We start from the raw sequence: 18,787 nt of genomic DNA on the forward strand, positions 1-18,787 counted from the left end.
AATGTCATTTAATTTATTAAATATTGCCAACTCAGGTGTAAGAGCTAGCTCCGAATTACTCCAAACGACAAGTAAGAATATTGCAAATGTAAATACTGAAGGGTATGTACGTGAGCAAACTGAGCACTCGACCATGATTGATAATCAAGTAGGTCGGGGTGAAACTTATCGATTATTAAATGAGTTTGCTCAAAAGCAGTTGAATAGAGATACTTCTAATAAAGCATTCTTTGATCAATTTACAAGTGAAGCAAACCGTATTGATTCATTATTTTCCCAAGAGTCGAACAGTCTTTCAACAAACATTAATTCTTTTTTTAATAGTTTACAAGAAGCATTAAATCAGCCGTCATCTAGTGTGGCACGCTCTCTTGCGATGACAGATGCCGAGAGCTTGATAAATCAAATGGATCGTCTATCCGGAATAGTGTCTGAGCAAAAGAGCGTAGTTAATGAGCAGTTAGATATCTTTACTAGTGAAGCTAATACACTTATCAAGAACATTAGTTCATTGAATAAAGAAATAGCGGCAGTGAATGGAACAAATAACGCAGCCGATGCGACTTCTACTTATAATGAGCGAGACAAAGCTATCCGTGAGTTATCAGAATTAATTGATATTGAAACTTTGGATGGCCCTAATGGGGAAAAGCTTGTTTTTATGGGGACTGGGGAGTCTGTAGTTATGCAAGATGGCTCTTTCAATTTGTTTTCTATAAAAGGAGACCCTGATCCAAACCTGAAAACATTTCAATTAGATGTTGATAATGGCAAAGCAATCTCATTGGAAATTGATGCCAGTAAATTAAAAGGTAAAATTGGTGGGCTACTTTCTTTTAGAGATGACATTCTAGTACCAGCCCAAAACCAGATAGGACAAATGGGTATAGTGATAGCTGATGCATTTAACCAACAAAATCATTTAGGGATGGATGCTAACGGAGAGCTTGGTGGTGATATTTTTACTATACCTGAAGTTAATGGGCTTGCTTATCAAGCTAATACGGGTGGTTCAGGTATGACAGCAACACTCGAGCCAGGAAAAGGAAGTGAGCTTCCTGCTAGTGACTTTATTATTTCATATACAAGTGCAACAACTGTTGAAATTCAACCTATTGACAATAAAGGAGAGCCCATCGGATCTCCTTCTGCAGCAGATATTATTGCTGGAGAAATTAATTCTTCGACAGTTACTTTTGGAGAAGCATTTGGCTTAAAAATAAATGTGAGTGGAACAGCGAATGTAGGAGATGAATTTCAAGTTAAGTTGAGCTCTGGTGCTGCAGGAAATATCTCGCTTAAAACCGACCGCGGAGAAGATCTTGCATTGGCTTCTCCTATTAGAACTTTATCTGATTTGGATAATATAGGCACTGGCTCACTTTCATTTAGTGAAGTAACAGACGTAACAACCGGTAGCTTTGGGTCTTCACCTTTGAGCTTAACTAATGGGCCAATTACGTTAGTTAAAACAGCTAACCCTGATGAATATACTGTTTCTGATGGTGTTAATACGAGTACATTTATAGCAACCCAACCAACAGAGAATATGCTTAATCAAGCTGGTGGAGCTTTTGCTAATTATGGTTTCGATTTTAATTTGACAGGAATTCCAACTGTTGGAGATTCATTTACAATTGAAGTAAATGAAGGTGGCTTTGATGATAACCGTAATGGTTTAAAGTTGGCTAATCTGCAAAATGAAGACCTTGTTCGGCAAAATGTAGTTGCAAGTGCAACCGCTGATAATGGCAAAACCTTTAACCAAGCTTATGCAAGTTTAGTCACTGAAATAGGGGTGGTAACGGGACAAGCTAAAACAAGTGGCGAAGCTTTTGATGCTTTAGCACAGCAATCTGAGGCTTGGTATGAGTCTTTATCTGGTGTTAATTTAGATGAAGAGGCTGCTAATTTACTACGGTTCCAACAATCTTACGCTGCATCTGCGCAAATACTTTCTGCAGCGCAAACTATATTTGACACTCTAATAAGTGCTGCGAGGTAATTATGCGTTTATCTAATAATTTAATGTATCAAGGTAATATTAATAAAATACTTGAAAATCAGCAAAATGTAGCTAATGCACAAGAGCGTGCTAATACAGGGAAAAAGTATTTAACCACCTCTGAAGGTCCTGCTGCAATATCTCAAGCTATGCTATTTACAAATAGTATTGAGAAAAATGTCCAAAATACTAAAAATATTAATCAATTAAATGGTCGTTTAGACACAGAAGAAACTGTTTTAAAAAGTATAAACCTCAATATACAAAGTGCAGAAATGCTCACTATTCAAGCTGGTAATGGTTCGTATGACGCAACAACTAAGCAAGGCATTGCTGGTGAGTTACATGAATTACAACAATCCATTTTAAGTTTGGTGAATACTAGAGCTGAGGATGGGAAATTCATTTTTTCAGGCTATCAAGATAGTTCTCAAACTTATACTTTCGATAGTACCAGTAATGAGTATGTTTATGGTGGCGATCAAGGGCAACATAAAATAACAATAACCGAAGGTGTGGATATAAAGTCTAGTGATAATGGTTTTGATATTTTTGAAAAGGTAGATGCTCGTTTAAACGTAGTTTCAAATGAAGGAACATTAACTCCAAGTTTAACAAAGGGTACAGTGTATGTTGATAAACAGTCTGAGTTTGATACCTTTCATGAAAAATACTACAACCCAGACCCCGCGGCAACAGCAACAGCAAACACTATTAATGTTGTAATAACTGCTGGTGTCGCTGGTGCGCCAGATCAATATGAAATAATGCAAGATGGCCTCCCCTTTGTACCAGCTGTAGTTGGTGAATATACTGATGGTGAAACGATCGAATTTGCTGGTATGAAGTTAAATTTGGAAGGTAGTGCCCCAGGGCAAATGGATTTTGAGTTAGAAAAGCCTAAAAAAGAGAATATTTTAAATACTTTAGAGTCATTAATTAATGGTTTAAATGATTCGTCCTTAAGTGAGGAAGACTACCAACAAGTATTAGCTACAGGTTTGATACAGCTGAAAAGTGCAAGCGAACAAGTGGTTTTTACTCAAGCTAGTTTAGGGGGGAGAATGAAAGCTATTGATCAAATCACTGATTCTAATAGTGGGTTAGATATTAACAATAAAGCGAGTCGCTCAGATTTAATTGAAATTGATACCGCGGCAGCTATAAGTGATTTGGGAAAGCAAGAAGTGGCATTACAGGTATCGCAAGCAACTTTTGGACGTTTAGCTAACTTGTCATTATTTGATTACCTCTAAGGTAAAACATTGCCAGTATTAAGCGGCAAAAAACTGGCACTAATTTAAAGTAGTGCCAGTTTTTTTTATTTAAAAGATAAAGTTTTTAATTATCAAGGTTTTATTGTTTGTTTTTTGTTGGCATGAATCATGCTTCCTAATGTTAAGTACTAAGAAGTGGTCTCAAGCTAAACGACGTATTGAACCACAACCTACTAAATATTAGGAGATGGTAAAATGGCTTTAAGTGTAAATACAAACGTTGCATCACTAAATGGGCAACGTAACTTATCCAAATCTAGCATGGCTTTAGAAACCTCAATGCAACGATTGTCGTCTGGCTTGCGTATCAACAGTGCAAAAGATGATGCTGCTGGTTTGCAAATTGCAAATCGTTTAACTTCACAAGTGAACGGTTTGACTGTGGCTCAGCGAAATGCAAATGATGGTATTTCAATGGCGCAAACAGCTGAAGGTGCAATGCAAGAGTCTGCAAATATTCTACAACGTATGCGTGATTTAGCACTGCAATCAGCTAACGGTTCTAATAGCGCAATTGATCGAGCTTCACTTCAAAAAGAAGTAAGTGCACTTCAGCAAGAGCTAACACGTATCGCAGAGACTACGAAGTTTGGTAACACTAGTCTTCTTGATGGCAGCTTCGGTACTAAACAGTTTCAGGTCGGTGCGAATGCAAATGAAACTATTAATGTAAGTTTAAGTAATACAGCAGCTGATGCAATAGGATCGAACGATATTGCGGGAGCTGGTACAGTTATTGGCGCAGGCAGTGACAATTTACTCGCTACTCATTTAGCTGGGCAGACACAAGCTGCAGCATGGAATGTTAATGGCGAAGACGTTGCTTTTGCTATCACTGATGGTGCAGCAGATATGGCAGAAAAAATAAATTCAGCCGCAACTGGTGTTACAGCAGAAGCTAAGTTAAATGTCACTATCACTAATTTATCATCTGATGATGATGATACAATGAATATCGGTAATGACAGTTACGATTTAGGTGCATATGGTGGTGACGGTGAGCGATTAACAGAAGACCTCGTTGCTGATGGTTATGATGCTATCTTCGATCAGGATACCGGAGAGATTACGCTTCGAGCCACGGATGTAAACGGAATTGAAATTGATACAGCTGCAGGTACAGGTACAGGTACCGTTCAATTGGTAAATACTAATGCAGGTTCAACATATACAGGTACTGCGGATGGTAACCAAGTTGTTTCATCTACCTTGACATTAACTTCTCCAGATAAAATTGCAGTTAGTGACTCATCTGGTGGCGTCGTAAGCGAATATTTAGGTGGTTCAATTGATGGCTCAGCGGTTTCGGCTACTGGTGCAGGAAGTGGCTTAGTAAGTGTCGAGTCTATAGATATCTCTGGCACTACAAGTTATGGTGCGCAGTCTGCAATACAAACAATTGATGCAGCTTTAGCACAGATTGATGCACAACGAGCTGATTTAGGTGCTGTGCAAAACCGTTTTGGTCACACTATTAGTAATTTAGCAAACGTTTCTGAAAATGTATCAGCTTCACGAAGCCGGATCCAAGATACTGACTATGCACTTGAAACAGCAACACTTACGAAAAATCAAATAATGCAACAAGCTGGTACTACTATTCTCTCGCAAGCAAATCAGTTACCTCAGGCTGCATTAAGTCTTTTAGGTGGTTAAACTATTATTTTTATGAGTTGATACAATATTTAGCGCACTTATTTAAGTGCGCTTTTTCGTGTGTGAAGTGAAGTTTTTATTGATATGTTATTAATTTATAGTGATATTTTATTCTAATTAGCACTGTTACAGAGGCTAATAATTTATTTTAATAAAAAAACTAAAGTTTATTTTTTAGCTGCCGTTAACTTAATCAGAACGGAGCTTGAACATATAAAAAAATGTAAAAGCTCTTGGTTAAAATCAATTAGCTACATTACAAAAGTAATCAGGAGTTATAACATGGCTTTATCAGTAAATACAAACACAGCATCTATAAACGCGCAAAGAAATTTATCAAAATCGAGTGATGCATTGGGCACATCTATGCAACGTCTTTCTTCAGGTATGCGTATCAATAGCGCGAAAGATGATGCGGCAGGTCTACAAATTGCGAGTCGATTAACGTCACAGGTTAATGGTTTAGGTGTAGCGCAGCGAAATGCGAATGATGGTATTTCGATGGCACAAACGGCAGAGGGTGCGATGCAAGAGTCGTCAAATATCTTGCAACGTATGCGTGATTTAGCACTGCAGTCAGCGAATGGTTCAAACGATGCAGATGCTCGTGCTGCACTTCAAAAAGAAGTAGGTGCACTTCAACAAGAACTTACTCGAATTGCAGATACAACCAAGTTTGGTGGCACGAGCCTATTGGATGGTTCATTTGGTACAAAGCAATTTCAGGTAGGTGCAAATGCAAACGAGACAATTAATGTTAGCCTAAGAAATATGTCAGCTGATGCAATTGGCTCAAATGATGTTACGGGTGCAGGTACAGTTTTTGGGGCAGGTGATGACGTGTTACTTAGTGCTCAAATCGGTTCTCAAACTCAAGCAGCCGAATGGAATGTCAATGGTAAAGATGTTTCTTTTGGTGCTACCGATGGTGCCGCTGATTTTGCAGATAAAATAAATACAGCTGCTACGGGAGTAACAGCAGAAGCTAAGTTAAATGTTACTATTACTAATTTATCTTCGGATGATGATGATGTTATTAACCTGGGCGAAGATAGTTACGACCTAGGTACATTTGGTGGTGATGCTGAGCGTCTAACAGATGCTTTAGTAGCTGATGGCCACGATGCCATTTATGACAAGGATACTAATAGCATTAGTTTAAAAGCGACTGGTGTAAATGGTATAGAAGTAGATACGGCAGCTGGTACAGGTACAGGTACTGTTCAGCTAGTTAATGCAAATCCTGGTGCCGCTGCTTTTACAGGTACTGCCGATGGCGATCAAGCTATAGCATCTACGCTAACACTTACTTCTTCAAGTAAAATTGCGGTGAGTGACTCAACGACAGGTGCCGATGTTCAAGAATATTTAGGAGATGATACTGCTGGATCAACTGTATCTGCTACCGGTGCAGGAAGTGCGCTTACTAGTATCGAGTCTCTTGATATTTCAGGTACTACAAGTGAAGGTGCACAATCGGCTATACAAACAATCGATGCTGCACTTGCACAAATAGATGCGCAACGTGCTGATTTAGGTGCTGTTCAAAACCGTTTTGGTCATACTATAAGTAACTTAGCAAACGTATCTGAAAATGTATCAGCTTCACGAAGCCGTATTCAGGATACAGATTATGCAGCTGAAACAGCAACGCTTACTAAGAATCAGATTATGCAGCAAGCGGGTACAACTATTTTGGCGCAATCAAATCAGTTACCACAAGCAGCATTAAGTTTATTAGGTTAAACTTAGTTAGCCTCAGTTTAGATAAAGGGATTTACTTCCCTTTATCCTTAAGACTCACAAATGAATCTCAGCTTTATTTTAGGAGCGGATCATGGAAACCCCAAACATATCACTCCAAGCAGTAACCCCAAGCAAAAATGATATTTCTAAACATGATGTAAATCGAACCCCAATACATGATGAAATTAAAAGTAATGCTATCGAACATCTTCCTTCTGAAGACGCTACAATTGGTGTAGGGCTGAACTCCCCAGACTTAGAAAAAGTGGCGCAACAATTGCAAACCTTCATGAACGACATGAATAAGGGGCTAGAGTTTCATGTTGATGAGGATTCAGGACGCAATGTGATTAAGGTCGTTGATAAAGAAAGTGGCGATTTGGTAAAACAATACCCTTCTGAGGAAGTGTTAGAGATTGTATCTAATTTAGCTAAAGCGACTGGCGCGCTTGTTGATTTTAAAGTATAAATAATTTTTTATTAGGTAAGGTGTTAGATTATGGCTCTTTCATTTACAGGCATAGGTTCCGGTTTACAGGTTAACGATATCGTAGACGCTTTAGTTAGCTCTGAAAGAGCCCCTTATGAATCACGCATTACGCAACAACAAGCAGAGCATACAACCGATATATCCGCCGTTGGTGCGCTAAAATCTTCACTTGAAGAGCTTAACACTTCATTAGAAGCTCTAGGTGACGCGGATAATTTTCAACAACGTTCCATTAGTGGAAGTGATGACTTTATATCACTAACCTCTGAAAAAGAAGCCCAGCCGAATAACTTTTCTATACAGGTAAACAGTCTGGCAGAAAACCACAAATTAGCTTCAATTGCTATTGACGCTGATATACCTGTAGGTGAGGGAAAGCTCACAATTAGCTCTGGTAGTAATGAATTTGACATAAATGTATCTGACAGTGCAACGCTTGCTGAGGTTCGTGATGCGATTAATGACTCAAACGATAATGACTCAGTCAATGCGACTATTATTACTGATAGTACAGGACAACATTTAATATTATCTAGCAAAGAGACCGGTGAAGAGAATGCTATAAAAATAGTCGTAGATGACATCAGTGATGGGAATAATACGGATACATCTGGCTTGTCACGCCTTGCTTACGACAGCAACCCCGCATCGACTACGTACGCTGAGAATTTAGACGAAATAATAAAAGCCACCGATGCATCAATAACTATAGATGGAACACTAGTGGCCTCTAGCAGCAGTAACGAGTTTAGTGATGTCATTGACGGTGTCACTATATCAGTAAAAAAAGCGCACGATGTTAATGATGACTTGAGTAAAGCCGTAATAACTGAAAACAACAATAATGTGTCATCTGGTCTGGAAACGTTCATAGAAAAGTTTAATGCATTTATAGATTTAACCGATCAGCTAGGAAGCTCTAGTGAAGAGGGGATTGGTGCATTGTCCGGAGACTCTCTGTTAAGAGGTGCGGTTAACCAAGTAAAATCGCTACTCACGTCGGAGTATGACACCGGTAATGACAGTAGTAGCTTCCTAAGTAACTACGGGGTAAGAACTGAGCTCTCTGGTAAGCTAAGTTTGGACTCAGATGCTTTGAAAGAGGCGATTGAGAATGATTCAGATGCAGTTCAAATGTTTTTCACTGGCGATGATGATAATGGGTTTGTATCGAAATTTGATTCGGTGATACAAAGCTATACAGCGAGTGATGGCGTAATAGAGGCTAGAATTGACGGGCGTGAAGCACAGATTGATAAGCTTTCTACTGATTATGAGAGCTTTAGTTTACGCATGGATGATTATGAACAACGCTTACTTAACCAATATAATGCAATGGACCTACTGGTAGCTAATTTAAATAATACGGGCAGTTATTTGACACAACAGTTAGCTAGCCTACCTGGTGTAGTTAAAAGTAGTAGCTGATTTTAAAAGCTACTACTGATGAAGTAAGGAAAATAATAATTTATATACTAGAGTTTATATAACTTAAGAGTTAGCTCTATACTTACTAACAGCTTTTTTATTACGTTGTTTTTTGATGATTTTAGCTGCAACTTGTTGTTTATCAGCTTCTATTTTTTCAGATAATTTTTTAAGAAAATCAATTAAAAATTCTAATTCTTTAGCCGAGTAGAAAGAGGGTTCTTTCGAAATAGCCTCTTTCATATAAGTATCTAATTTACTACAAGCATTGTTTAAAGCTGCGATTTCAGGCTCTTTTTCAGCGGATAAAAAATTTATCAGCTCCAAGCATAAATCACAAGTATGCGTATCGCTCACGGGGATTTCTTGGGTTGAGTTTATAAGCATATTTTGCAGAACCTATTGACGTTGTTCAGTGGGAATTGCTTCCCAACCTGATTTAATCTCTTTAATCAGAACAATTACTTCATCTAATTTATTAATATCATTTTCTAAATTTGCTGTTAACAGCGTGCGTAAACAGTAATCATATAAAGAGTCTAAGCTAGCAGAAATTTGATTTTCGTTTTCAAAATTTAAAACTTGCTGTAAAGCTCCTAATAAGGTGATGCAGTCAGAAATAGCAGTCCCTTTTTTTTCAAACTCTTTATGCTCAATTAGACCCTTAGCTGCAGATAGTTTACCTATGATGTTTGTAAAGACTAATTTCACTTGCTCATAAGGTGTCATCTCTTTAACACTACTTACAGTTACTTGACGGTATTTCTTGATAGACGCGTGTGCCATATAAATCACTCCTAGAACTTTAATTATATTATATAAATCTTAAGCAAGTTTAGTTCCAAAATGGAAGTTAACTTTTATCTATCGGCAAAAACCGCTTTTTCTTTAAGGCGAATTGGGTTATTTGCAATTTTACTCTGATTAGTACAAAACTACTAACCCAGATTGAGAGTAAGAAACTATTTCTTGATGTTCAATATTTTTAAAATATGCTTTTTAAGCTAATTCATTTATATTGGCAACAATCATTTTTCGCCTTAAATAATAGTTAAAAAGTATTGTTTTAATGGTTTTGTGTCTATTTTTTGGCGTTTATGTCAAAAAATTGCCGCTAATGCTTGCATCCAAAACATACTCGCTTACAATTTGATTTATTAAATGAATTAGTGAAATTATGGCTCGCTAACTATGATCTTGATTTTAGATAATAATAATAATCGCTCGTTAGGTTTGGGGGCATCACTTACTTTTATAGGTGAAGCTACTCAGCAATTAGAAGAAGAAAATATTGAGCAAGAATGCATCAAATATCAGCACAGAGAATGTATCGTAATCTTGGGAGCTTTGAAATCACTAGATCATGAAAGTTTGATAAAGCGTTATCCGACTATACCATTTCTATTAATTGGCGAGACTTTAAAACCGTTACTGAATATTGCTAATGTTGTCGGTCTTATTTGTGAGCCTTTTTACTATGAAGTTACAACTCAGTTACTACATGATTGCCAACAGTACCAACGTATGTTGCCAAACGAACATAAACATGGAAAATCTCATAAAGTTTTTGATGGTTTAGTTGGAGAAACGGATGCAGTAAAAAGTGTTCGCTTTTTGATCGAACAAGTGGCCAAAACTGATGCTAATGTGCTTATTTTAGGTGAGTCAGGTACTGGTAAGGAAGTTGTCGCACGTAATGTACATTTGCTTTCAAAACGAAATACTGGACCATTTGTACCAGTTAACTGTGGTGCGATACCTGGTGAGTTATTAGAAAGTGAATTATTTGGTCATGAAAAAGGAGCGTTTACAGGGGCCATATCAGCTCGTAAGGGGCGCTTTGAGTTAGCCCAAGGCGGGACATTATTTTTAGATGAAATAGGCGATATGCCACTTCAGATGCAGGTAAAATTGTTACGAGTTCTCCAAGAGCGCAGCTACGAACGAGTAGGGGGAACAAAAGCTATTCAGGCTGATGTGCGTATAATTGCTGCTACACATCGAAATCTTGAGCATATGATTGAAGATGGGAGTTTTCGCGAAGACCTTTACTATCGTCTAAATGTATTTCCTATTGAAAACCCTTCACTTAGTGAGCGTGCGGATGATATTCCGCTATTGCTTAAAGAGTTAATGCGCCGAGTTAATGAACAAAGTGGAACAATGGCTAAATTTACTGAACGGGCAGTTGAGAGCTTAAAAGAACACTCTTGGCCGGGGAATATTCGAGAGTTAGCAAACCTTGTTGAACGTATGGTAATCATGTTTCCTGAAAAAGTAGTTGATATACCTGATCTACCGAGTAAGTATCGGTATATTGAAGTTGATGCCTATGAACCTGAGTACCCTGAGGAGTTAATGGAAAAAGATGCTTTTAATGATATCTTTAGTACGGGGTTTAGTGATTACGAAAATCAATCAGATCCTGAGTTTAATCAAGTCGGAAGCGACTTATTACCAAATGACGGTATAGAGCTAAAAGAGTATTTAGCTGAGCTTGAAGTAAGTTTAATAACTCAAGCCCTTGAGCGTTTTGATTATGTTGTAGCGCGTGCTGCGGAAATATTGGGTGTACGTAGAACAACTCTGGTTGAAAAAATGAAAAAATATAATCTATCGAGAGATTAGTTATATCACACCTTTATCTCTAATGTTTTAAATTGACCATCGGGTAAGTTAGTTTGGCTTTTTTACAGAAAGATACTTAGGTTTGGTTTTTAATTCAGAGTGCAATTAAACATATAATGAGCTAAGTCTATTTTTGTAGAATTAGCTTGATAAAAGAATTTATAGCTCTCTAATATAAGAAATCCTTAGAGACTTTATTGTTTATATTTTACAATTATTTCATTTTTTCTAAAGCAGTTATTACTGTGATCGTTCACCATACCGCAAGCTTGCATATAGGCATATACTGTTGTTGGCCCTAAAAATTTAAATCCACGCTTTTTTAAATCCTTGGCAAAGGCGGTTGATGTTTCTGTAATTGAAGGGTAATCATCAATGCTGTTTAACTGACTCACAAGCGGTTTATTGCCTACAAATTGCCATTGGTAATTACTAAAACTAGTAAACTCTTTTTGTATCTCAATAAAGCACTTTGCATTATTAACCGTTGCTGCGATTTTTAAGCGGTTTCGTACAATGTCTTTATCAAGCATTAAACGTTCTATGTCTTCGAGTGTAAATAAAGCTACTTTATGTACATCAAAATTAGCAAATGCTTTTTTATATCCATCACGTTTTTTTAAAATGGTGTACCAACTTAACCCCGCCTGTGCTGACTCAAGCGTAATAAATTCAAATAATTTTTGATCGTTATAAATAGGTACTCCCCACTCTTGATCATGATAGGCCACATAGTCAATTTTGGTAGTATCTAACCATGGACATCGGCGCTTCTTTTGTTCTGTCATTAGTCATCCCTATTTATAGGCGTCATTTTTATGTCGCGCATATTTTTATGTAACACGATGAAAATTATAAAATAAAATTTGGTACAAATTGTGCATTTAGCTCTGTATATACATTCATTAAGAGATTTTATTATGGCTCTTGCTACTGTGCTAAAACCACTGTTTATTTCTGCAAATCAGTATAACCCATGTTTACTTCAAGAGGAGTATGTTGGGGAATTAAGTGAGCTGCGTAAACAGGCGAGTTGGCTTTCACATTTAGTTGATACCATGCCTGCTGGTGTAGTCGTATTAGATGGTAAGGGTATGATTGCTAAAGCTAACCAGATCGCTATGGATATGTTAGGTGAGCCGCTTGAAGGTGAGAAGTGGTTTAATGTTATCCAGCGCTCTTTTAGACCGCATCAAGATGATGGCCATGAAGTATCTTTAAGAGATGGACGACTAATTAAACTCGATATTACTGCACTAGCTCCTGAGCCGGGACAGCTTATTTTGATGACAGATTTAACAGAGACACGTCGTCTACAAAAGCGTGTTGCTCATATGCAGCGGCTAAGTGCATTGGGGAAAATGGTTGCATCGTTAGCCCATCAAGTAAGAACACCGTTATCAGCAGCCATGCTATATGCCGCCAACTTGGGGTCTAAACGTTTACCTGAAACATCCCGTGATACTTTTCAAACGAAGCTAATGTCGCGTTTAAGAGACTTAGAAACCCAAGTAAACGATATGTTGTTGTTTGCAAAAAGTGGCGATCGACATGTTGTAGAAAAAGTGTCTATGCAGCAGTTATTGAGTGAAGTTAAAGTTGGGGCGGATGCAATGATTGCTCTTAATGATAGTGAATTAAGTCTGAATTTACCTGAACCAGATATTGAGATTATGGGAAACAAAACAGCGATTGCCAGTGCAATTCAAAATCTAATCCATAATAGCATTCAGGTTATTGGAAAAAATGCAAGAATCTACTTAAGTGCGGCCACAGATAGTAAAAATCAAAACTTAGTTCGGATCAGCGTTAATGACAATGGTCCAGGAGTTGATTTAAAGAAAATAGATAAAATATTTGAACCATTCTATACAACAAAAAGTCAGGGTACTGGTTTAGGTCTAGCTGTTGTTAGCTCTGTTGTTAATGCACATCAAGGGCATGTAGAAGTGGATAATAATAGTCATGGTGGTGCATGTTTCAGTATGTTACTGCCAATTAGAGAGGCATCTAATTTAGAGGAATCATTATGAGTAACACTATTTTAGTTGTAGAAGACGACGCAGGGCTTCGTGAAGCATTAATTGACACCTTAGAAATGTCAGGTATTGAATGTGTTTCTGCTGATTGTGCCGAGGAAGCTATGTTACTACTTAAAAAAGAAATGTTTTCTTTAGTTGTAAGTGACGTACAAATGGGAGCAATGAGCGGGCTTGATTTATTACGCAGCATTAAATTAAATTACCCAGACTTACCAGTACTAATGATGACAGCGTATGCCACTATTGATGATGCAGTTGAAGCTATGCGTTTAGGAGCTATTGATTATATGGCTAAACCATTTGCGCCAGAAGTGTTATTGAATATGGTGAGTCGATATTTACCAGAAAAACCTAAAGAGACAGAAGGCCCTGTAGTGGCTGACCCAAGTAGTATTCAATTATTAGAACTTGCAAGTAAGGTAGCTCGCTCTGATGCAAGTGTTATGGTACTGGGTCCAAGTGGCTCTGGTAAAGAAGTGTTAGCTCGTTACATTCATGATAAATCCAGCAGATGTGATGAGCCTTTTGTTGCTATAAATTGCGCAGCTATACCAGAAAATATGCTCGAAGCTACATTATTTGGTTATGAGAAAGGCGCTTTTACGGGGGCTATTCAAGCATGCCCTGGTAAATTTGAACAAGCTCAAGGCGGTACAATTTTACTTGATGAAATTACTGAAATGGATTTAGCTCTTCAGGCTAAATTGTTGCGTGTATTGCAGGAGCGTGAAGTTGAACGTTTAGGAGGGCGTAAAACTATTCAACTTAATGTGAGAGTGCTTGCAACGAGTAATCGAGACTTAAAAGAAGCGGTGGCTAATAATCAGTTTAGAGAAGATCTTTACTATAGATTGAATGTTTTTCCGTTGATGTGGCGTCCGTTATGTCAGAGGCCTGGTGATATTATTGTTTTAGCAAGGCATTTAATAGAAAGGCACGTCAGTAAAAGTAAAGAGCCAATGGCTTATTTAGATAAAGTTGCAGAAAGTAAGTTATTGTCCCATAAATGGCCTGGTAATGTTCGAGAGCTTGATAATGTTATTCAACGTGCCCTTATACTCCGAACTGGAAATGTTATAGGTGAGCATGCTATTTTTATTGAAAATATAGAATCTAGTAATTTTGTGGAAGCTAGACCAGTACAGACTAAGGAAGTAGATTCAACTTCATCAATATCAGATGTTTTGAAAAGTAATCTTTCTTCGACGTATTGTGATAAAACGCCCGTAGCCGAACATGAACCTAAGCATGATTCACTTACTACTGAAAATGGTAGTTATAAAGATGAGCTTAAAGACAAAGAGCATCGTATTATTTTAGAGACATTAGCTCGCTGCCAAGGTAAGCGAAAAGATGTGGCTGAAACTTTAGGCATCAGTCCAAGAACTCTACGATATAAGCTCGCTCAAATGCGAGATTTAGGTATTTCTCTCCCCGCATAATCTTAATTTACAGTCCTAAATATTAATTAATTTAGGACTGCCAAAATTATGACCATCAACCAACCTCTAACGCATTGATAAATATTGTTTTTTTGTGGCACGATTTATGCTTTTCTAGTTGTAAGTGTTAATTACATAATTAGATAAGTTTATGAAAATTCAAAATAGTGCGGTATTTCAAGAAATGCAGTCTATGGCCATGGAAGCGGGTCGTGATAATCAAATAAATAAATTACCGTCTCAGCAGGTACAAGCTACTTCTACTTCTCAATTTGGTGATATGCTAAGTAATGCTTTAAATACTGTACATGGGTTACAGCAAGATGCAGGTCAAAAAGTAAAAGCTGTTGAAATGGGTGACAGAAGTGTTTCTTTAGCAGAAGCAATGATTGCTTCTCAGAAGTCTTCAGTTGCATTTGAAGCTACAGTACAAGTTCGTAATAAACTCGTTGAAGCTTACAAAGAAATTATGAATATGCCTGTTTAACTGGGTAACGGAGAACTATTGTGGCGCAATCAAATCAATCTACAGATCTTGCCCTCGCTGGTGGAGGTATCGATCAAGATGATACTGAAGCTCAACAAGAGCAAAAGTCAGGTTACTTAAGTGCATTAAATGGTGTAGATGTATTACGTCAAGTAACTCTCGTAATTGCCCTCGCTATTTGTTTAGCCATTGCTATTTTTATTATCATTTGGGCTCGTCAACCTGATATGCGCCCGCTAGGTAAAATGCAAACAGAGGAGCTTATTCAAACTCTTGATTTTTTAGATGCACAAAAAATAGACTATGAGCTTGATGGTGATGTTATTTCTGTTGATGAGACAGAGTATCAAAATATTAAATTACTGATGGCTCGTGAAGGTTTAGATCAAGGTCCTAGTTCTGGTAGCGATATTGTTATGCAGGATATGGGCTTTGGAGTAAGTCAGCGCTTAGAGCGTGAGAGATTGAAGCACGGACGAGAGCAGCAGCTTGCTCGTACTATTGAAGAACTTAATAATGTGACTCGTGCTAAAGTATTGTTAGCAATTCCGAAAGAAAATGTCTTTGCTCGTAGAGAGAAAAAACCATCAGCCACAGTGGTTTTAACTCTTAAGCGAGGTAGGATGCTTGATGGGGAAGAGGTTGATTCCGTTGTTGATATGATTGCTTCGGCAGTTCAAGGTTTAGAGCCTGCGCGAGTTACAGTTACAGATCAAAATGGTCGTTTATTAAATTCAGGTTCGCAAGATTCTTTGGCTGCTCGTTCTCGTAAAGAATATGATTTAGAGCGTAAACGTGAGCAAGAATATCTTGAAAAAATAGATAGTGTACTAATCCCTGTAGTCGGGTTAGGTAATTACACAGCACAAGTCGATTTAACAATGGACTTTAGTGCAGTTGAAGAGACCCAGAAACGCTATAACCCAGATTTACCAGCAGTTCGAAGTGAAACTACGTTTGAAGAAAATAATATTGGTGGTTTAGCTATAGGTATTCCTGGTGCTTTAACAAACCAACCTCCGGTTAGCTCAGATATCCCTGAAAAGATTACTGAAGGTGGGGCAGCTAAAGCAACGTCACCGAGTCGTAGCCATAAAGAAGCAACTCGTAATTATGAACTAGATACTACTATTTCACATAAACGTCAGCAAACAGGTGTTATTCGTCGAATAAGCGTATCAGTTGCAGTTGATTATATATCAAAAGTAGGTGAAAACGGCGAGAAAACAATGACTCCACGTTCTGTCGAAGCTTTATCAAATATTCGTCGTTTATTACAAGGCGGAATTGGTTTTGATATGCAAAGAGGCGATGCACTTGAAGTAGTTACTGTACCATTTGTTAGAGAGGATATAGGACTAGAATTAGAGGTTCCTCTTTGGGAGCAGGATTGGTTTATTAAGGTTGTAAGGTTAGTCTTAGGGGCTCTAGTTATTATTGTATTAATAATGGCTGTTGTGAGACCTATGCTTAAACGTCTTATTTATCCAGAAGATACTTTAGATGAATATGATGATGATGCCCTAAGCTCTGGTGTAGATATTGGAGATACGACTTTGGATATGCTCAATAAAGATTTTGATTCTTCTTCAGTAGGCTTTTCAAGTGATGGTACACTTAGATTACCTGATTTGCATGGTGATGAAGATTTACTTAAAGCTATTCGTGCTTTAGTTGCAAATGAACCTGAACTATCATCACAAGTAGTGAAAGCGTGGTTAACAGAAGATGAGTGATCAAGAACAAAAAAAACTCTCTACAGCGTTTGATATTGATAAACTCGATGGTGTAGATAAAGCTGCTATTTTATTGCTGAGCTTAACCGAAGAAGATGCTGCTCAAATATTAAAACATCTAGAGCCTAAGCAAGTACAAAAAGTAGGCATGGCTATGGCTGCTTTAGATGATTTATCACAGGCTAAAATAAGTGCAGTTCATAATCTATTTATAGAGCAGATACAAAGCTTTAGTACAATTGGCTTTCAGTCTGAGGATTTTATAAGGAAAGCTCTTACAGCAGCACTTGGTGAAGACAAAGCGGCTAGTTTGATCGATCAAATAGTGATGGGTTCAGGTGCCAAGGGACTTGATTCACTCAAATGGATGGATTCTAAACAGGTGGCAAATATTATTCGTAATGAGCATCCACAGATCCAGACTATTGTTTTGTCTTACTTAGAACCGGACCAATCGGCTGAAATATTATCTCAATTTCCAGAGAAAGTGAGATTAGACTTAGCTATGCGTATTGCAAACCTTGAAGAAGTTCAACCGGCGGCTCTCCAGGAGTTAAATGAAATCATGGAGAAACAGTTCGCAGGTCAAGCTGGGGCACAAGCCGCGAAAATGGGTGGCTTAAAAGCTGCTGCGGATATAATGAATTACTTGGATACTAGTGTCGAAGGGCAATTAATGGACTCTATTCGTGAACATGACGAAGAAATGTCACAACAAATCCAAGACTTAATGTTTGTTTTTGACAATTTAATTGATGTAGATGATCGTGGTATTCAGGCTATTTTACGTGAAGTGCAGCAGGACGTCTTGATGAGAGCAATTAAAGGTACTGATGATGCACTTAAGGAGAAAATACTCAGCAATATGTCTAAACGAGCTGCTGAGATGCTTGCCGATGACTTAGAAGCTATGGCTCCTGTACGAATTAGTGAAGTTGAAGCCGCACAAAAAGAGATTCTATCAACCGCACGTCGGTTGTCTGACTCTGGCGAAATTATGCTTGGTGGTGGTGGTGGTGAGGAGTTCTTATAAATCATGACAAAGCCAAAAGGACAAGCATTGCATGCTGACGAGGCTGATGAGCTGTTGAAGAATTGGCCTATTCCAGAACTAACGCCGGATAAAAGCAGTTTTGGAGACCGTTCAACAGCTTACGGTACACCCCTTAGCGAGCTTTATAAAAAAGAGATGGCGGAAGAGATACCATTAGAAGAGCCAGAAGAGCCTGAGCTGCCTTCACTCACTATGGTTGAGCTTGAACGAATTAGACAAGATGCTTATGAAGAAGGTTTGAAGCAAGGTCACGAGCAAGGTTATATAGACGGCTTTGAAAAAGGAGTGAATGAAGGAAAGGAGGCTGGTTATAAAGAGGGTATTGAACAAGGAAAAGTGCAAGGTCATGAAGATGTAAAACCATTAATTGAAGAGCAGTTAACTAGTCTAAAATCAGTATTTGAAGGTTTAGTATCTCCGTTAAGTAAAGTAGATGAACGAGCAGAAAAACAGTTAGTCCATCTTGCTAGTATGTTGGCAGAAGCTGTTATTTACCAAGAGGTTAAAATATCACCTGATATTATTTTACATACTTTAAAACAAGGAATTGACTCACTAAATTCCGATCAAGAAAAAGTTCGTATACATCTACACCCTGAAGACCTGACTCTTATCAAGCAAAGTTATGGTGAAGAAAGTATTACGGATAGTAATTGGTATTTAATTGCTGAGCCAACACTAGAACGAGGCGGCTGTGAAGTGAAAACAAGCCAATCTTCAATTGATATGACACTAAAAACTCGCGTCAAAGAAACGTTGGATAGTTTTTTGCATAATAGCGATATATAACAATAAT

The 18,787-nt window shown here is 37.8% G+C and carries 16 protein-coding genes; 13 read left to right on the forward strand and 3 right to left on the reverse strand.

Translation table 11 applies throughout. The features are described 5' to 3' along the window. Nucleotide 1: 1 nt before the first annotated feature. The 6 genes from flgK (at nt 2) to fliD (ending at nt 8,602) form a co-directional block, all read left to right on the forward strand. Nucleotides 2–2,005: a flagellar hook-associated protein FlgK gene (flgK, locus tag V6260_RS06725; RefSeq protein WP_341593271.1), complete on the forward strand. Its 2,004-nt coding sequence runs from the start codon at nt 2–4 to the stop codon at nt 2,003–2,005. A gap of 2 nt (nt 2,006–2,007) precedes the next feature. Continuing rightward, on the forward strand, nt 2,008–3,261 hold the full coding sequence (gene flgL / locus V6260_RS06730) for a flagellar hook-associated protein FlgL (protein WP_341593272.1): 1,254 nt from the start codon (nt 2,008–2,010) through the stop codon (nt 3,259–3,261). A 216-nt stretch (nt 3,262–3,477) separates the two neighbouring features. Then, nucleotides 3,478–4,938 carry a flagellin gene (locus tag V6260_RS06735; RefSeq protein ID WP_341593273.1) on the forward strand — a complete coding sequence of 487 codons (1,461 nt, stop codon included), beginning with the start codon at nt 3,478–3,480 and terminating at the stop codon, nt 4,936–4,938. Between the two features lie 282 nt (nt 4,939–5,220). After that, nucleotides 5,221–6,684 (forward strand): flagellin, encoded by a 1,464-nt coding sequence (locus V6260_RS06740; RefSeq protein WP_341593274.1) that lies wholly within the window; start codon nt 5,221–5,223, stop codon nt 6,682–6,684. Nucleotides 6,685–6,775: 91 nt separating this feature from the next. Continuing rightward, on the forward strand, nt 6,776–7,153 hold the full coding sequence (locus tag V6260_RS06745; protein WP_341593275.1) for a flagellar protein FlaG: 378 nt from the start codon (nt 6,776–6,778) through the stop codon (nt 7,151–7,153). Nucleotides 7,154–7,183: 30 nt separating this feature from the next. Continuing rightward, the gene (gene fliD / locus V6260_RS06750) at nt 7,184–8,602 is read left to right on the forward strand and encodes a flagellar filament capping protein FliD (protein WP_341593276.1); all 1,419 of its coding nucleotides are present in this window, start codon (nt 7,184–7,186) and stop codon (nt 8,600–8,602) included. Nucleotides 8,603–8,665: 63 nt separating this feature from the next. Here fliD and V6260_RS06755 read toward each other — a convergent pair whose 3' ends face one another. Then, complete coding sequence (locus V6260_RS06755; RefSeq protein ID WP_341593277.1) at nt 8,666–8,959, reverse strand: hypothetical protein; 294 nt, start codon at nt 8,957–8,959, stop codon at nt 8,666–8,668. Between the two features lie 42 nt (nt 8,960–9,001). Continuing rightward, nucleotides 9,002–9,388: a flagellar export chaperone FliS gene (gene fliS / locus V6260_RS06760; protein WP_341593278.1), complete on the reverse strand. Its 387-nt coding sequence runs from the start codon at nt 9,386–9,388 to the stop codon at nt 9,002–9,004. Between the two features lie 405 nt (nt 9,389–9,793). Here fliS and V6260_RS06765 point away from each other — a divergent pair, with 405 nt between their 5' ends. Beyond that, nucleotides 9,794–11,230, forward strand: a complete 1,437-nt coding sequence (locus V6260_RS06765) for a sigma-54-dependent Fis family transcriptional regulator (protein ID WP_341593279.1) — start codon at nt 9,794–9,796, stop codon at nt 11,228–11,230. A 194-nt stretch (nt 11,231–11,424) separates the two neighbouring features. Here V6260_RS06765 and V6260_RS06770 read toward each other — a convergent pair whose 3' ends face one another. Next, entirely contained in the window at nt 11,425–12,018 is a 594-nt protein-coding gene (locus V6260_RS06770; protein ID WP_341593280.1) for a DNA-3-methyladenine glycosylase I, read from the reverse strand. Between the two features lie 132 nt (nt 12,019–12,150). Here V6260_RS06770 and V6260_RS06775 point away from each other — a divergent pair, with 132 nt between their 5' ends. From V6260_RS06775 to fliH, 6 genes are all read left to right on the forward strand, one after another. Further along, on the forward strand, nt 12,151–13,263 hold the full coding sequence (locus tag V6260_RS06775; RefSeq protein WP_341593281.1) for a sensor histidine kinase: 1,113 nt from the start codon (nt 12,151–12,153) through the stop codon (nt 13,261–13,263). Beyond that, entirely contained in the window at nt 13,260–14,714 is a 1,455-nt protein-coding gene (locus V6260_RS06780) for a sigma-54 dependent transcriptional regulator (protein WP_341593282.1), read from the forward strand. The genes V6260_RS06775 and V6260_RS06780 overlap by 4 nt, the downstream gene beginning before the upstream one ends. Before the next feature lie 151 nt (nt 14,715–14,865). Continuing rightward, a complete protein-coding gene (gene fliE / locus V6260_RS06785) occupies nt 14,866–15,201 on the forward strand; it encodes a flagellar hook-basal body complex protein FliE (RefSeq protein WP_341593283.1) in 336 nt (111 codons plus the stop codon). A 20-nt stretch (nt 15,202–15,221) separates the two neighbouring features. Then, on the forward strand, nt 15,222–16,937 hold the full coding sequence (fliF, locus tag V6260_RS06790) for a flagellar basal-body MS-ring/collar protein FliF (protein ID WP_341593284.1): 1,716 nt from the start codon (nt 15,222–15,224) through the stop codon (nt 16,935–16,937). After that, nucleotides 16,930–17,970 carry a flagellar motor switch protein FliG gene (gene fliG, locus V6260_RS06795; protein ID WP_341593285.1) on the forward strand — a complete coding sequence of 347 codons (1,041 nt, stop codon included), beginning with the start codon at nt 16,930–16,932 and terminating at the stop codon, nt 17,968–17,970. Before fliF ends, fliG begins: the two co-directional genes overlap by 8 nt. Nucleotides 17,971–17,973: 3 nt before the next feature. Beyond that, nucleotides 17,974–18,780 (forward strand): flagellar assembly protein FliH, encoded by an 807-nt coding sequence (gene fliH, locus V6260_RS06800; RefSeq protein WP_341593286.1) that lies wholly within the window; start codon nt 17,974–17,976, stop codon nt 18,778–18,780. The last annotated feature ends 7 nt before the right edge of the window (nt 18,781–18,787 follow it).

It is taken from the genome of Pseudoalteromonas aliena, assembly GCF_038155085.1.
Taxonomy (GTDB): Bacteria; Pseudomonadota; Gammaproteobacteria; order Enterobacterales; family Alteromonadaceae; genus Pseudoalteromonas; species Pseudoalteromonas aliena_A.

What these genes read in the sequence shown, in the direction of transcription:
- V6260_RS06770 (WP_341593280.1), bottom strand. Translation starts at nt 12,018, where the DNA reads ATGACAGAACAAAAGAAGCGCCGATGTCCATGGTTAGATACTACCAAA.
- V6260_RS06765 (WP_341593279.1), top strand. Translation starts at nt 9,794, where the DNA reads ATGATCTTGATTTTAGATAATAATAATAATCGCTCGTTAGGTTTGGGG.
- fliS (WP_341593278.1), bottom strand. Translation starts at nt 9,388, where the DNA reads ATGGCACACGCGTCTATCAAGAAATACCGTCAAGTAACTGTAAGTAGT.
- fliG (WP_341593285.1), top strand. Translation starts at nt 16,930, where the DNA reads ATGAGTGATCAAGAACAAAAAAAACTCTCTACAGCGTTTGATATTGAT.
- fliD (WP_341593276.1), top strand. Translation starts at nt 7,184, where the DNA reads ATGGCTCTTTCATTTACAGGCATAGGTTCCGGTTTACAGGTTAACGAT.
- V6260_RS06740 (WP_341593274.1), top strand. Translation starts at nt 5,221, where the DNA reads ATGGCTTTATCAGTAAATACAAACACAGCATCTATAAACGCGCAAAGA.
- V6260_RS06745 (WP_341593275.1), top strand. Translation starts at nt 6,776, where the DNA reads ATGGAAACCCCAAACATATCACTCCAAGCAGTAACCCCAAGCAAAAAT.
- V6260_RS06780 (WP_341593282.1), top strand. Translation starts at nt 13,260, where the DNA reads ATGAGTAACACTATTTTAGTTGTAGAAGACGACGCAGGGCTTCGTGAA.
- V6260_RS06775 (WP_341593281.1), top strand. Translation starts at nt 12,151, where the DNA reads ATGGCTCTTGCTACTGTGCTAAAACCACTGTTTATTTCTGCAAATCAG.
- fliE (WP_341593283.1), top strand. Translation starts at nt 14,866, where the DNA reads ATGAAAATTCAAAATAGTGCGGTATTTCAAGAAATGCAGTCTATGGCC.
- V6260_RS06735 (WP_341593273.1), top strand. Translation starts at nt 3,478, where the DNA reads ATGGCTTTAAGTGTAAATACAAACGTTGCATCACTAAATGGGCAACGT.
- flgK (WP_341593271.1), top strand. Translation starts at nt 2, where the DNA reads ATGTCATTTAATTTATTAAATATTGCCAACTCAGGTGTAAGAGCTAGC.
- fliH (WP_341593286.1), top strand. Translation starts at nt 17,974, where the DNA reads ATGACAAAGCCAAAAGGACAAGCATTGCATGCTGACGAGGCTGATGAG.
- flgL (WP_341593272.1), top strand. Translation starts at nt 2,008, where the DNA reads ATGCGTTTATCTAATAATTTAATGTATCAAGGTAATATTAATAAAATA.